Raw genomic sequence first — 14,692 nt, 5'->3', positions numbered from 1 at the left:
CGGTGAGTGCGGCGCCGGAACCCGCCGCCAACGCGCGCTTGCCGCGCGTGATCGTCACGCGGCCCGAGCCCGACGCGACACGCTGGGTGAAATCGCTGCGCGAACGGGGTTGGTCGGTCGAAGCGCTACCCCTGTTGCGCATTGACGAGCCACAAGCGCCGCAAGACCGCGAGCAACTGACGCACTGGCGCCGCGCCTGGACGTCTCAGGACGCGCTCATGTTTGTGAGTGCCGCCGCTGTTCAGCATTTCTTCGCCGATGCCGTGGCGCCCGGGCCGGGCCATGCGCGCTTCTGGGCACCCGGGCCCGGCACCGCGAGAGCACTGTCGCAGGCCTTGTGGCCGCTGGGCATCGGCGACGATCGCATCGACATGCCGCCAGCGGACGCTGCGCAGTTTGACTCCGAGCACCTGTGGCCGGTGGTGCGGTCGCAGCTGGCGCCCGACAGCCGCGTGCTGGTGGTGCGCGGCGCAACCGATGAGCCCAATGAAGGTCGGTTGGCCGGCAATGGCCGCGAATGGCTGGTCGAGCAATGCCGCGCGGCGGGTGCTGAGATCAACGCCTGCGTCGCCTACCAGCGCACGGTGGTCGCGCTGGACATGGCAGAACGTGAGCGCGTGCAGTCGTTCAGCGGCGATGGCAACGTCTGGCTGCTCAGCAGCAGCGAATCGTTGCGGGCATTGCGGGGGGTGTGGCCGGAGGGTGCCCGTGCCACTGCGCTGGCCACGCACCCACGCATTGCACAGGCGGCGCGCGAGCTGGGATTCGCGCGGGTGATTCAGGCGCGCGCCGTCCTCGCCGATGTCGTGCGCGCCCTAGAATCGCTGGCCTGCCCACCATGAACGACACCACCCCAGATTCGACCCCGGGCAGTGCGCCCGCAACGCAGGCGCCCGCCGTTGCCAGCGCTCCACCCATGCCCTCCCCGATTGCGCCCACGCCGACGCGTGGGGGCGTGTCCTGGGTGGGGTGGCTGGGTGTGCTGTTCGGCTTGGGCGCCCTGGCCGTCAGTGCCCTGATCTGGCAGCGACTGTCCTTCACCCAGGAAGAGCTGGCGCGACAAAGCCGTGAGGCGCAGTCGCAGGCGGTTGAGGCGCGCACCCTGGCCTCACAGGCCGAAGCCACGGCGCAGGAGCTTCAGGCACGCCTGGGCGTGGCCGAGGTTCGGCTGTCCGAGGTCAGTCTTCAGCGCAGCCAGCTCGAGGAGCTGATGCTGTCGCTGTCCCGCACCCGCGATGACCACCTGGTGCAAGACCTGGAGGCCACCTTGCGTGTGGCGCTTCAACACGCTCAGCTCACCGGCAGCGCACAGCCGCTGGTAGCGGCGTTGCAGGCGGCCGATCAGCGCATTGCGCGTGCAGCACAGCCCCGGCTCAACCCAATCCAGCGCGCGATTGCGCGCGACATCGACCGCATCCGCGCCACCGCGCTGGCCGACATACCTGCGCTGGCCCAGCAGATCGACGAATTGATTCGCCAGGTGGATACCTGGCCGGTGGCCAACGCGGTGGGGCACGATGCGCCTGTCGAACCGGCTCAGGCCATGCCCGCCACCGAGGCGGCGCCTGCCTCGCCCCAGGCGCAAGACGGCCCCGCCGATTGGCGCCAGACCCTGTCGCAATGGCGGCGTTGGTGGTCGGGCGCGGTCGATGACACCTTGCTCGCCGCGCGCGACCTGGTGCGGGTGAGCCGCATCGACCAGCCCGACGCGGCCTTGCTGGCGCCCGAGCAGGCCTTCTTCCTGCGCGAGAACCTCAAGCTGCAATTGCTCAATGCGCGCCTGGCCTTGCTGGCCCGGCAAATGCCCGCCAGTCAGTCGGACGTGGCGGCGGCCGAGGCCCGGCTCAAGCGCTATTTCGACGGCAAGTCGCCCGCGGTGATTGGTGCTACAGCCAGTCTGGAGCGCCTGCGGCGCGATCTGGTCGCCCAGGACCTGCCTCGCCCCGACGAAACCCTGGCCGCGCTGGCTGCCGCCGCAGGAGGTCGCTGATGCGGCAGCGGCAACGGGGTGCCATGCGCAGTGTGTTCTGGCTGCTGGGGCTGGCCGCGGTGGCGGTGGCGCTGGCGCTGTTGGTGGGCGACAACCGCGCAACCGTCACGCTGTTCTGGCCGCCCTGGCGCTTTGACGTCTCCTTCAATTTCGTGCTCTTTGCCTTGGTGGCAGGCTTCGTGGTGCTGCACGCGGCGCTTCGGGGGCTGTCGCTGCTGCGCGAACTGCCGCTGCAGGCCAGGCGCTGGCGCAGCCATCAGCTCGAGCGCGCCGTCGTTGGTTGGGTGCTTGACGCGCTGTCCAACCAACTCGCCGGCCGTTTCGTGCGTGCGCAGACCGCGGCACAGAATGCCCTGGATCACCTCAAGGGCCGTGCGGGCGAAGACTGGCCGCGGCGCGAGCAGTTGCAGGCGCTGGCGAATCTGCTGCTGGCCGAAAGTGCTCACGCCTTGCAGAACCGGCAGCGCCGCGACGAACATCTGCAAGCCGCGTTGGCACCGAGCGTGCAGCAGGCCGCGCCCGAAGTGATCGAGGGCGCGCTGTTGCGTGCCGTGCGTTGGGCAGTGGAAGACCGCGATCCGCTGGCCGCGCGCACGCGCCTGGCCGAGTTGCCCCAGGGCGCGGCCCGCCGGGTGCAGGCGCTGCGCCTGAAGCTGCGGGTGGCCCGCCTGGGTGACGCCACCAGCGAGGCCCTGGAAACCGCCAGGCTGCTGGCCAAGCACCGCGCGTTCTCGCCCGAAGCGGCGCGCAGCATCGTGCAGGGCCTGGCCCTGGACGCGTTGCGCGAAGCGCACGACGTGGCGCAACTGCAGCGCGTGTGGAATGCCCTGGACCCTGCCGAGCGAGCAAGCCCCGACGTGGCCTTGGCCGCAGCCGAACGGGCGCAGCGGCTCGCCGATGAGGAGCAAGCCGATGCACCGGCGGCATCCGCTGGGTTTGCTGACAGCACCAGCGCCTTGCCACGTACCCGATTGCCGGTGCAGACTTGGTTGGCCCCCCTGATGCAGGCGTTCGCCGCTCTCGAACCCTCGCAACAGGCGCGTCTGACGCTGGCGATGGAGCCGACGCTGACCGACATCGATGCGGCCGACCTGGCCGCTCTGGAGCAACTGCAACGCCAGTGGCCGCAGAACGCCCATCTGAAGTACCTGGCAGGCCAGGCCTGCCGGCAACGGCAGCTGTGGGGCAAGGCCGCTCAGTTGTTGGGGCAAGCCCGCCACGACCTGACGCACCCGGTGCTGCGTCGACGCACATGGCGAGCCCTGGCGGCGCTTGCCGAAGAGCGGGGCGATGTGAGCGCAGCCCTTGACGCCTGGCGGCAGGCGGCGTCGATCGACTGACTTCCCATGCGACGCTTTTGGCACGCCTGCGCGATCGCGTGAGCGACCAGACTGGCGGGCCATCCATCACCCGCCACCCACGATCAACGCGATCACCCATGAAAAAGGCCGGCTTGCGCCGGCCTCAGTGCGATTGCGACAGCGGGCTCAGTTCTGCTCGAACGGCAGCGCCATGTCGCGCAGGTCCTTTCGCGTTTCGACCAGCACCAGCGGGCCTTCGTCCACCACCACTGGCGGGCGCGGCTCACGGGGCACGTGCACCGGCTTGGGTTCGGCCGCGATGGCGGCTTGCACCTGGGCCACTTTCTCGGCGTCGGAGTTGACCCACTCCAGACCGCTCGATGCGGCCACAGCTTGCAGGTCCGCCACGCTGAGGCTGAAGGGCTGAACCTTTGGCAGGGCTGTCAGGGCAGGGGCAGCGGAGGACGCTGCAGCGACCGGAGCGACCGGAGCGGCCGGAGCAGCCAACGTGCGCGCAGCGGCCTCGGTCACCACCGGTTCTGCGGCGGCGTCAGCGGCGGGTGAAGCAGGTGTCACCGGGGCGGCAGCGGCCGGCATGGTGAAGTAGCTGCGCACCGGCGGGGTGTCGTCCGCCACCACGGTTTCAGCGGCCGGTTCACCGTCGTAAGCCATGGGTTGCGTATCGCCGGCCTCTGCGCTGACCTCGGCGCCTTCGCGCGCGGGACGGTCACGGCGATCGCGGCGGTCGCGGCCATAGCGGTCGCGGCTGCGGCGTTCGCGGGGCGCTTCGCTGCCGGCGGCGTCAGCGGGGGCGTCGCCCGTCACTGCGGTGGCTGCGGTGTCGGCCGTTGCGCTGGCGTCGGCCACGCGGGCGTTGTCGGCGTCGTCCTGGCGGCGGCGATCGCGGTCACCGCCGCGCTCGCGCCCTCGACCTCCGCGCTCACCGCGCTCGCGTCGCGGTGCCTGCTCGGTGGCGTTGTCCTGGCCTTCGGTGGCTGGCGCGGCGCTGGCCGTGGTGTCGGCGGGCGCGTTGTCGCGGCGCTCGTTGCGGCGATCCGGGCGGCGGCCTTCACCGCGTTGACCGTCATTGCGTTGGCCCTCACCGCGTTGACCTTCACCACGGTTGTCCTGGCGGCCTTCGCCCTTGGCTTCGCCGCGCCGGTTGTCGCCACGTCCACCGCGGGCCTGTGCGTCTGCCGCGCCTTCGCGCTGGCCGTCGCGACCTCCCTGACGCGCTTCGCCGGTGCGTCCGCCACGGCGACCACGGCCGCCATCGCGCCCGTCACGTCGGCCGTCGCCTTTGGCCGCTTCGCGGGCAGCGGGTTGAGCCGAAGCGGCCGCCGGCGCGGCAGGTGCCGGCGCAGCGGCGCCGCCGAACAGGCCTTTGAGCCAGCCGAAGAAGCCGGATTCGGCCGGCGCAGCGGCCACCGGCGCCGATGCGACGGGTGCCGCCGGGGCCACAGCGGGTTGCTCGGCCTTGGGCACGGCCACGGGGGCCGGCGCATCCGGCAGCACGCCTTTGATGACCGGTTCTTGCTTGTTGGTGCGCTCTTGGCTGCGGCGCGTGAAGCTGGCGACGTCGTCGACTTCTTCGGCCAGCTTGTAGCTGGAGTCCAGATTGTCCAGACGCGGATCGTCGTGCTTGAGGCGCTCGAGCTTGTAGTTGGGGGTGTCGAGCGACTTGTTGGGCACCAGCAGCACGCTGATGCGCTGCTTGAGTTCGATCTTGGTGATCTCGGTGCGCTTTTCGTTGAGCAGGAAGCTGGCGACCTCGACCGGCACCTGCACCAGCACAGCGGCCGTGCTGTCCTTGAGCGATTCCTCCTGGATGACGCGCAGGATCTGCAGCGCAGACGACTCGGTGTCGCGGATGTGGCCGGAGCCACCACAGCGCGGGCAGGGGATGGACGCGCCTTCGCTGAGCATGGGCTTCAAGCGCTGGCGGCTCATCTCCAGCAGGCCGAACTTGCTGATGGAGGCGAACTGCACGCGGGCGCGGTCCTGGCGCAGCGCATCGCGCAGGCGGTTCTCGACCTCGCGGCGGTTCTTGCTCTCCTCCATGTCGATGAAGTCGATAACGATCAGGCCACCCAGGTCGCGCAGGCGGGCCTGGCGGGCCACTTCGTCGGCGGCTTCCAGGTTGGTGCGCGTGGCGGTTTCTTCGATGTCGCCCCCCTTGATGGCGCGCGCCGAGTTCACGTCCACCGCCACCAGCGCTTCGGTCTGGTCGATCACGATCGCGCCGCCACTGGGCAGCTGCACGATGCGGCTGTAGGCGGTCTCGATCTGGTGCTCGATCTGGAAGCGGCTGAACAGCGGTGCGTCGTCGCGATAGCGTTTCACGCGGTGCCCGTGCTCGGGCATCACGTGGCTCATGAACTGGTGCGCCTGCTCGTAGATGTCATCGGTGTCGATGAGGATCTCGCCGATGTCGCTGTTGAAGTAGTCGCGGATGGCGCGGATCACCAGGCTCGACTCCTGGTAGATCAGGAAGGCGCCTTTGCCCTCTTTGGCGGCGCCGTCGATGGCGCTCCAGAGTTTGAGCAAGTAGTTCAGGTCCCACTGCAGCTCGGGCGCCTCGCGGCCGATGCCCGCGGTGCGGGCAATGATGCTCATGCCGTTGGGGTACTCGAGCTGGTCGAGGGCGGCCTTGAGTTCTGCGCGTTCATCGCCTTCGATGCGCCGGCTCACGCCACCGCCGCGCGGGTTGTTGGGCATCAGCACCACATAGCGCCCGGCCAGGCTGATGAAGGTGGTCAGCGCCGCGCCCTTGTTGCCGCGCTCTTCCTTTTCGACCTGAACGATCAGTTCCTGGCCTTCCTTGATGACGTCCTGGATGCGCGCCTGCGACGGCGACACATTGCCCTGGAAGAACTGGCGGGCGATTTCCTTGAAGGGCAGGAAGCCGTGGCGGTCTTCGCCGTAGTCGACGAAGCAGGCTTCCAGCGAGGGCTCGACGCGGGTGACGACGGCCTTGTAGATGTTGCCCTTGCGCTGTTCGCGCCCCTCGATTTCGATCTCGTAGTCGAGCAGTTTCTGCCCGTCGACGATGGCCAGGCGGCGCTCTTCGGCCTGCGTGGCATTGATCAGCATGCGTTTCATGTTGCGTTTCCTTGCGTGCACACACGGTGGCAGAGGGCACACGTGCCCGGGCCACCCGTCAGGCCGGGAAGCCGCACACGCAACGAACGCAGGAGGAATTGCCGGAGAGCCGTGACCGGGCGTTGGAGGGGCGTCGCGCGTCAGGCGCTGCGACGCCGCGCCGGGTCGGGCATGGGCGCGTGGAGTCGGATGCAGGGCAAAGCGGGCTGGATGTGTGTCGTGGACATGGATCTGGCCGCGGGCTTCGCTGTGTCTCTTCGTCCTCGCTCAGGCGGCACTTGGTCGGCGCCTGAGCGATGGGGTATTCCGTTGTTTGTTCGCTGTGGGTCTGCGGATTCCACCCTGGCGTCCGCCGGCGCTGAGGGCCGATCACCTCGCGTGGATTGCTGCGTTGTGATCGCTCGTTCGAGCCGGGTGCCAGGGCTGGCCACCTTTGCCCGCTGGGCCCCCGGCATCTCCGGGCCAGCCACTGTGGTGGGTGCTGCCTTAAACTCCGAGGCAAATCAACCACTTACAGCACACAACGGGCGTCGCGCATTATAGACACGTCGTTCCTTGTCGTGGTGTGCCAATGAGCCCTTCCGACCCGCCTGCCGTCCGCCACCTCACTGTCGATGAGGAATCCGACGGCCAGCGCCTCGACAACTTCCTGGTGCGCCACCTCAAGGGCGTGCCCAAGACGCACATCTACCGCATCATTCGCTCGGGCGAAGTCCGTCGAAACAAGGGGCGGGTGGCGGCCGATGACCGCGTCAATACCGGCGATGTGTTGCGCATTCCGCCGATTCGCCTGTCGGCCCGCGCCGAAGAAAAGGCCGACAACCCCGCCCCGCCGCGCGAATTTCCTGTTGTTTTCGAGGACGAGGTCTTGCTGGCGATTGACAAGCCCGCTGGCGTGGCCGTGCATGGCGGCAGCGGCGTGAGCTTCGGAGTGATCGAACAATTGCGCCGGGCCCGGCCCACCGCCCGTCTGCTCGAATTGGTGCACCGCCTCGATCGCGAAACCAGCGGCCTGCTGCTGGTGGCCAAGAAAAAGAGTGCCCTCAAGGCGCTGCAGGACCAATTTCGCGAACGCGAGACCGGAAAGACTTATCTGGCGCTGGTGTTGGGGGAGTGGCCAGCCAATCAAAAGGTGATTGACCAGCCGCTGCACAAGTTCTTGCTCGCCGACGGCGAACGCCGGGTGCGGGTGACCTCGAGCGACGACCCTGACGGCATGCGAGCGATCACACTCGTCAAGGTCTCGCAGGTGTGGCCAGCAGGTGCTGACGGCCTGCCAGCGCTGAGTCTGCTCGAAGTCACCATCAAGACCGGGCGTACGCACCAGATCCGGGTGCATCTGGCCAGCGCGGGTCACCCGATTGCGGGTGACGACAAATACGGCGATTTCGAGCGCAACCGGCAATTGGCGCGGGCGGGCCTCAAGCGCATGTTTCTGCACGCCTGGCGATTGCGGCTGACGCACCCGGTTTCGCAACAGAGCTTGCAATTGCAGACCGAATTGCCGCCCGAATTGCAAAATTTCATCGCTGGCCGCTGAATTCGCCAATACAATGCGCGCTGGCACGTGACCAGTGCCCCGGTTGGTCAACATTCCATAAGGCGAAAAGGAACAATCAATGGCAACGTATTCCGAGTTGATGGCCCAGGCGCAATCGCTGATGGCGCAGGCCGAGCAAGCTCGCAAAGACGAGTTGGCTGGCGTGATTACTGATATCAAGGCCAAGATGAAGCAATACGGCATCACCGTGGCCGATTTGGGTGGCACCAGCACCAAACGCGCGGCCAAGCCGGCGGCGGCGCCCAAGTACCGTGGCCCCAACGGCGAACTCTGGGCCGGTGGCCCGGGGCGCAAGCCGCAATGGGTGCGCGACGTGCTGGCGGCTGGCAAGAGCCTGGACGCTTTCCGCATCTGAGGTTCACCGCCTTCATCCGAGCCCGCCGCGTGCGGGCTTTTTTGTGCCTGTTGCCCGCCGTTATGCTCGCCGCATGGTTCAGGTACTGATGGTTTGCATGGGCAACATCTGCCGCTCGCCAATGGCGAGCGCGGTGTTGCAGTCGGAAGTGGCGCGGCGCGGGCGCCAGGCCGATGTGTCGGTGGATTCCGCCGGCGTGTACGACGGTCACGAAGGTGAAGCCGCTGACCGGCGCGCACAACGCCTGGCCCAGGCGCGTGGGTACGGCGCCATTGCGGCAGAGCGAGCGCGCGGCATCACCGATGCGGATTTCGAGCGCTTCGATCTGATCCTGGCCATGGACAAGAGCAACCTGCGCCATCTGCAGCGTCGCTGCCCGCCCGCGCATGTTGGCAAGGTGCACCTGTACCTGCAGTACGCAGGCCTGGGTGAACGCGAAGTGCCGGACCCTTACTACGGGCCGATCGAGGGGTTCGAACTGGTGCTGGGCCTGTGCGAGCAAGCCAGCGGCCCGGTGCTCGACCGCTTGCTGGGTGCTGCGCCTCAGACGCCGTAGTAGGCGCGGTACCAGGCCACAAAACGGTCAATGCCCTCGGCCAGGGGCGTGGCGGGCGCAAAGCCCACCCAGTCGTGCAACGCGCGGGTGCTGGCGTAGGTGGCAGGTACGTCGCCGGGTTGCATGGGCAGCAGGCGTTTGGTCGCTTCGCGGCCGGTGGCTTTTTCGATGCAAGCGATGAAATCCATCAGCTGGACCGGGTCGTGGTTGCCGATGTTGAACACCCGATGGGGTGCGCCCTCTGGCGTAGAGGGTGTGGCGGGTTTGTCGAGCACGCGCACCACGCCTTCGACGATGTCGTCGATGTAGGTGAAGTCGCGCTTCATGTCGCCGTGGTTGAAGACGTCGATGGTGCGGCCTTCGAGCACCGCCTTGGTGAACGAGAAATACGCCATGTCGGGCCGGCCCCACGGGCCGTACACGGTGAAGAAGCGCAAACCCGTGGCGGGCAGCCGGTAGAGGTGGCTGTAGGTGTGCGCCATCAGCTCATTGGCCTTCTTGGTGGCGGCGTACAGGCTCACCGGGTGATCGACCGGGTCGCTCTCCTCGAACGGCATTTTGGTGTTGCCCCCGTACACGCTGGAGCTTGACGCGTAGACCAGGTGCTTCACGCCCTGGGCACGGCAGCCTTCGAGCACATGGCCAAAGCCGGTGAGGTTGCTCTCGAGGTAGGCGTGCGGATGGGTGATGGAGTAGCGCACGCCCGCTTGCGCCGCCAGGTGCACCACCGCGTCGAAAGGCTGGCGCGAGAACAACGCCTCCATGCCGCTGCGGTCGGCCACATCGAGCCGCTCGAAGCGAAAACCCGGCGCGCCTTGCAGGGCGTCAAGCCGCGCCTGCTTGAGGGCCGGGTCGTAGTAGGTGTTGAGGTTGTCGATGCCGGTGACGGTGTCACCGCGCGCCAGCAATCGCTGCGCGGTGTGCATGCCGATGAAGCCGGCGGCGCCGGTAAGCAGTATGTGCATGCCGCGATGGTAGCGGCAGCGTCAGTCTGCCCAGATGACGGTCTTGCCGCTGTTCTCCCAGGTGTCGTAGCTGCGGGCATACACGTCTTCGATGCGGTTGCGCTTGACCTTGAAGGTGGGCGTGATCATGTCGTTGTCCACCGTCCATGGCGTGCGGACCACCACCAGGCATTGCATCTGCTCGTGGGGGTCGAGCGTGGCGTTGATTTGGCGGCGGTGCGCTTCGAGCGATGCCTCCAGCGCGGTGCGGGCGTCGGCGTTGTTCAGCCCGGCGTTGGCTTCGGGGCTGAGCATCACGATGCCCAGTGGCTGTCCCAGGTTGGCCCCGGTGACGACGCAGGCTTCGACGGCCTCGTGCATGACCAGCTTGTCTTCGATGGGCGCGGGCGCGACGTATTTGCCCTTGCCGGTCTTGAACAGGTCCTTGACGCGGCCGGTGATGCGCAGCAGCCCACCCGCGTCGATCTCGCCCTTGTCGCCGGTGCGCAGCCAGCCGTCGTCGGTGAAGGCTTCGCGCGATTTCTCGGGCTCTTTGTAGTAGCCCAGCATCAGCGCCTGGCTGCGCATCTGCACTTCACCGGTCTGCGCATCGATGCGGTGCTGCACATCGGCGTAGGCCGGGCCCACCGTGCCCTGCTGGTTCTTGCCCGGCTCGGTGATGTGCGAGAGCGCGAGGTTTTCGGTCATGCCGTAGCCCTCGTTGATCGGGATGCCCAGCTTTGCGTACCACTGCAGCAGCGCAGGCGGCATGGGCGCGGCCCCGCCAGCGGCAAAGGTGCACTGATCGAGCCCGAGTGCCTTGCGGATCTTGCGGCGTACCAGGCCACCCACCAGCGGGATGCCCAGCAGGCGGTCGAGTTTGGCGGGCGGCATCTTGTGGTGGATGCCTTGCTGGAACTTCACCCACAGACGCGGCACCGAGAAGAACACCGTGGGTCGGGCGCGCTGCAGATCGGCGGCGAAGGTGTCCAGTGCTTCGGCAAAGAACACGTGCATGCCGGTGCGCAACCAGCCGTGCTCGACCAGCATGCGTTCGACCACGTGCGCCAGCGGCAGGTAGCTGAGCATGCGGTCGGCCTGCGTCAGCGGAATGCGGCGAATGCCGCGGTCGAGCGCCCAGGCGAAGTTGCCGAAGGTGTGCATCACCCCCTTGGGCATGCCGGTGGTGCCCGAGGTGTAGATCAGGGTTGCCAGCTCGTCCTCGGCACGCACGGGCTCGCCCTGGAGTGGCTCGGTGCGTGCGCAGATCGCGTCCCAGCCGTCGTAGGCCTGAATCGCGTCGACGGGCGACAGCGGGTAGCTGATGCAGGGCAGGCCCTCCGGCACGCCGGGCTTCATGCCCTCCCAGCCGTCGAGCTTGCCCACGAACAGGGCCCTGGCCTCGCTGTGGGTCAGGATCTGGCGCACGGTGTCGGCCGCCAGTGTCGGGTACAGCGGCACCGACACGTAGCCGGCCATCCAGATCGCCAGGTCGCTCATCATCCACCAGGCGCAGTTCTTGGACAGGATGGCCACCTTGCTGCCCGGCGCCCAGCCCTGGGCCTTCAGGTGGGCCGCCATGCGCCGCACCTGATCACCCACCTGGACCCAGGTGAAGTCCTGCACGGCACCGCCCCCCATGGGCTGGGTGAGCGCAATGCGCGAAGGGGCGCTGCGCTCCCAGTGGTACAGGCGTTGCAGGGCGAGCAGGTCGTCGGCGATCTTGGCGGTCATTGAGCGGGTCTCCTGGGCTTCGAACCTGCCGAGGCTACCGAATCCGGCGCAATGACCACCGTGGGTTTTCCCCGTGCTGCGGCGCGATTGGAGAGCTCACTCCAGCCGCAGGGTGAGCGGCGTCAGCGGCGCATCGAAGGCCGCGTGCCAGGTCTGGCCAGGCGTCACTGGCCAGGCATCGGTCCAGGTGCCGGTGGTGACCAGATCGCCGGGTTGCAGGCTGGGCGCGCCGGGGCAGCGCTGCAGCTCCTTCACGAAGTGCCACAGCGCCTGCATGGGGCCATCGAGCACGTTGAGGCCCCGACCCTGCTCCACCGCGGCGCCGTCGCGCGCCAGCACCACGCCCGCGCCGGCCAACTGGGCGTCGAGGTTGACCGCGCTGTCGGCGATTTCGCGCACCGACCGGCGCGCGCCCACCAGCAGCCGCGCATGCAGCCCGCCGTCGGCCACCGTGTCGGGCGCGGCGAACTTCCAGCCGGGCAGGTGCGATTGCACGATCTCGAAACCCGGGGCCACCCATTCCAGCGCGTCAAACAGATCCGCCATGGTCGGATCGTTGGGAGGCGAGGCGCGAAAGCCGAACACCGCCTCGGGTTCGATGCGCGGCTCGCAGGTGTTGCGCAGGTCGAGCGTGCCTTCGCCATCGCAGAAGGCGACGCTGTGCGCCCAGACGGTGCCCCAGATGGGCGCGTACACCTGGTACACCGGCCAGATGCCGCGGTTGGTGAAGCCGACCTTGAAGCCCACCGGGCGCTCGCCGCGCGCGATGCGCAGTGAGCGCACCGTGAGCGCGTCGCGGTAGGCGGCGTCCAGGCTGTAGTCGGCCAGGTCGCTCTGGCGTTCGGTCCAGGGCAGTCCCTGGTCGGCGTGTTGCAGCAGTTGGTCAGGGGTCATGCGGCGCATTGTGGTCGAGGCGCGCGTATGCTGCCAGCCCATGCAGGACACCGAACTTGAGTTGTTGGAAGGCGTGAGTGGCGGACCCGATGCGGTGCCCGTGGCCAGCGTCATCGTGTTGCACGGCCTGGGGGCCGATGGCAACGACTTCGTGCCGGTGGCACAGATGCTCGACCTGTCGGCGATCGGCCCGTTGCGCTTCGTATTTCCCAGTGCGCCCGTGCGCCCGGTCACCATCAATGGTGGCTATGCGATGCGCGCCTGGTACGACATCTTCCCGCCGAGCGCCGACCCGGCGTTGCCGCGCGTCGAAGACGAAGCCGGCCTGCGCGCGTCGCAGCAGCAGGTGCAGGCACTGATTGCGCGCGAGGTGGCGCGCGGGGTGTCAGCAGAACGCATCGTGCTGATGGGTTTCTCGCAGGGCTGTGCGATGACCCTGCTCACCGGCCTGCGCTCACCAGTGCGTCTGGCGGGGCTGGTGGCGCTGTCGGGTTACCTGCCACTGGCCGATACGATGCCGGCCGAGCGCAGCGAAGCCAGCTACGGCTTGCCGGTGTTCATGGGGCATGGGCGAGAAGACGACATCGTGGTGCCGGCGCGCGGTGAGGCCGCGCGCGACGCCTTGCTGGCGCTGGGTCATCCGGTCGAGTGGCACGACTATTCCATGGGGCACAGCGTCAGCCCCGAGGAAGTGGCCGACATCAACCGCTGGCTGTTGAGCGTGCTCGCCTGAGCGAGCACTCGCGGCGCCCGTATGCCCTCGGACTTCGCCCCTTGCGGGTTCGACGCTCGGCCACCGTTGCTCAAGCGCCCGCCATCAGGGCGCGTGCGCTGGCGTTGTGCTGCGCCACCAACTGCGTGCTGTCGAGCATGGTGAGCTGTCCGTCGCGCACCAGCACCCGGCCGTGCACCACCACGTGCTGTGCGCTCGGGCTGGCACACAGCAGCAGCGCGGCCAGCGGGTCGTGCACGGCGCCGCCGGCCATGGCGAGGGAGTCGAGGTCGAACAGCGCCAGATCGGCACAGCGGCCGACTTCGAGCGCGCCGATGTCGCGCCGACCCAGCACCTGCGCGCCGCCGCGCGTGGCCAGCCACAGCGCGTCGCGCGCGGTCATCTCGGCAGGCCCGAGGTCGCAGCCGAAGAAGGTCTTGCCCCCGCGCTGCTCGGGAGGCTGCATGGCGCGGCCCACGCGCGCCAGCAGCAGGGCCTGACGGGCTTCGTTCACCAGGTGTGCGGCGTCGTTGCTGGCGCTGCCGTCCACCCCCAGGCCCACCGGCACACCGGCGTTGCGCATGCGGCGCACCGGCGCAATGCCCGAGGCCAGGCGCATGTTGCTGCAGGGGCAATGCGCCACGCCGGTGCGGGTGGCTGCGAAGAGCGAGATGCCCTCGTCGTCGAGCTTCACGCAGTGGGCGTGCCAGACGTCGTCGCCGAGCCAGCCCAGGTCTTGCGCGTATTGCGTGGGCGTGCGCTGGAACTTCTCGCGGCTGTAGGCCAGGTCGTGGTCGTTTTCGGCCAGGTGCGTGTGCAGCCGCACGCTCTGGCCCTTGAACGAGCGCGCCAGCGCCGCGCTCTCGCGCATCAGCTCGGGGCTGACCGAAAAGGGCGAACACGGGGCCAGCGCGATCTGCAGCATGGCGCCGTGCGCCGGGCCATGCCAGGTCTCGATGAGGCGCTGGCTGTCTTTGAGGATGTGCGCCTCGTTCTCGACCAGCGCATCGGGTGGCAGGCCGCCCTGGCTCTCGCCCACGCTCATGCTGCCGCGCGTGGCCACAAAGCGCATGCCCATGGTTTGCGCGGCCTCGATGCTGTCGTCCAGGCGCGCGCCATTGGGAAACAGGTAGAGGTGGTCGCTTGAGGTGGTGCAGCCCGACAGCAGCAACTCGGCCATGGCCAGCTGGGTGGACACGCGAATCATGTCGGGGGTCAGGCGCTGCCAGATCGGGTAGAGGCCACGCAGCCAGGTGAAGAGCTCCGCGTCCTGCACACCGGGAATGGCGCGCGTGAGGCTCTGGAACATGTGGTGGTGGGTGTTCACCAGGCCGGGCACCACCAGCAGGTGTTGCGCGTGAATGACCTCGTCGGCCGCCTGCAGCCCGGGCGGCAACTGCGCCGATGGTCCCAGCCATTCGATCACGCCGTCGCGCGCGAACAGGCTGGCGTCGGTCCACTCGGTGCACCGGGTGGGGTCGTCGTGGTCGAAGGTGGCGATGCAGCGGGCGCGGTGGATCAGCAGGGTGGCCATGCGAAAGTG

General features: G+C 68.3%; 12 protein-coding genes. 7 read left to right on the top strand and 5 right to left on the bottom strand.

Features of this window, described 5'->3' with window-relative positions:
* Positions 1-2 precede the first annotated feature (2 nt).
* The 3 genes from KF871_RS01555 to KF871_RS01545 are packed head-to-tail and all read left to right on the top strand — an operon-like array spanning position 3 to position 3,330.
* Positions 3-842 carry a uroporphyrinogen-III synthase gene (locus KF871_RS01555; RefSeq protein WP_291137283.1) on the top strand — a complete coding sequence of 280 codons (840 nt, stop codon included), beginning with the start codon at positions 3-5 and terminating at the stop codon, positions 840-842.
* The gene (locus KF871_RS01550; RefSeq protein ID WP_291137280.1) at positions 839-1,990 is read left to right on the top strand and encodes a uroporphyrinogen-III C-methyltransferase; all 1,152 of its coding nucleotides are present in this window, start codon (positions 839-841) and stop codon (positions 1,988-1,990) included. Before KF871_RS01555 ends, KF871_RS01550 begins: the two co-directional genes overlap by 4 nt.
* Positions 1,990-3,330, top strand: a complete 1,341-nt coding sequence (locus tag KF871_RS01545; RefSeq protein ID WP_367171985.1) for a heme biosynthesis HemY N-terminal domain-containing protein — start codon at positions 1,990-1,992, stop codon at positions 3,328-3,330. Before KF871_RS01550 ends, KF871_RS01545 begins: the two co-directional genes overlap by 1 nt.
* 147 nt (positions 3,331-3,477) lie before the next feature.
* On the opposite strand, the gene KF871_RS01540 is transcribed toward KF871_RS01545, so the two are convergent.
* Positions 3,478-6,393, bottom strand: coding sequence for an Rne/Rng family ribonuclease (locus KF871_RS01540; protein ID WP_291137277.1), 2,916 nt, complete (start codon positions 6,391-6,393; stop codon positions 3,478-3,480).
* A 571-nt stretch (positions 6,394-6,964) separates the two neighbouring features.
* Between KF871_RS01540 and KF871_RS01535 the strand changes: the two genes are divergently transcribed.
* From KF871_RS01535 to KF871_RS01525, 3 genes are all read left to right on the top strand, one after another.
* The gene (locus tag KF871_RS01535) at positions 6,965-7,933 is read left to right on the top strand and encodes an RluA family pseudouridine synthase (protein WP_291137274.1); all 969 of its coding nucleotides are present in this window, start codon (positions 6,965-6,967) and stop codon (positions 7,931-7,933) included.
* 79 nt (positions 7,934-8,012) lie between these two features.
* Positions 8,013-8,309, top strand: coding sequence for an H-NS histone family protein (locus tag KF871_RS01530; protein WP_291137272.1), 297 nt, complete (start codon positions 8,013-8,015; stop codon positions 8,307-8,309).
* A 73-nt stretch (positions 8,310-8,382) separates the two neighbouring features.
* A complete protein-coding gene (locus KF871_RS01525; RefSeq protein ID WP_291137270.1) occupies positions 8,383-8,865 on the top strand; it encodes a low molecular weight protein-tyrosine-phosphatase in 483 nt (160 codons plus the stop codon).
* Here KF871_RS01525 and KF871_RS01520 read toward each other — a convergent pair.
* The 3 genes from KF871_RS01520 to KF871_RS01510 all read right to left on the bottom strand — a co-directional run bounded on the left by KF871_RS01520 (position 8,853) and on the right by KF871_RS01510 (position 12,437).
* The gene (locus KF871_RS01520) at positions 8,853-9,830 is read right to left on the bottom strand and encodes an NAD-dependent epimerase (RefSeq protein WP_291137268.1); all 978 of its coding nucleotides are present in this window, start codon (positions 9,828-9,830) and stop codon (positions 8,853-8,855) included. The two genes, KF871_RS01525 and KF871_RS01520, sit on opposite strands and share 13 nt — an antisense overlap.
* A 21-nt stretch (positions 9,831-9,851) precedes the next feature.
* Positions 9,852-11,543 (bottom strand): AMP-binding protein, encoded by a 1,692-nt coding sequence (locus KF871_RS01515; protein WP_291137265.1) that lies wholly within the window; start codon positions 11,541-11,543, stop codon positions 9,852-9,854.
* Between the two features lie 96 nt (positions 11,544-11,639).
* Positions 11,640-12,437, bottom strand: a complete 798-nt coding sequence (locus tag KF871_RS01510) for a hydratase (protein WP_291137262.1) — start codon at positions 12,435-12,437, stop codon at positions 11,640-11,642.
* Positions 12,438-12,477: 40 nt separating this feature from the next.
* Here KF871_RS01510 and KF871_RS01505 point away from each other — a divergent pair, with 40 nt between their 5' ends.
* The gene (locus tag KF871_RS01505; protein WP_291137401.1) at positions 12,478-13,170 is read left to right on the top strand and encodes an alpha/beta hydrolase; all 693 of its coding nucleotides are present in this window, start codon (positions 12,478-12,480) and stop codon (positions 13,168-13,170) included.
* 70 nt (positions 13,171-13,240) lie between these two features.
* On the opposite strand, the gene KF871_RS01500 is transcribed toward KF871_RS01505, so the two are convergent.
* Positions 13,241-14,683, bottom strand: coding sequence for an 8-oxoguanine deaminase (locus KF871_RS01500; RefSeq protein WP_291137259.1), 1,443 nt, complete (start codon positions 14,681-14,683; stop codon positions 13,241-13,243).
* Between the last annotated feature and the right edge of the window lie 9 nt (positions 14,684-14,692).

This window comes from Hydrogenophaga sp. (assembly GCF_019635465.1).
GTDB lineage: Bacteria > Pseudomonadota > Gammaproteobacteria > Burkholderiales > Burkholderiaceae_C > Hydrogenophaga.
The sequence above is the reverse complement of the archived record's forward strand: the minus strand, read 5'-3'. Positions and strand labels throughout refer to the sequence as shown.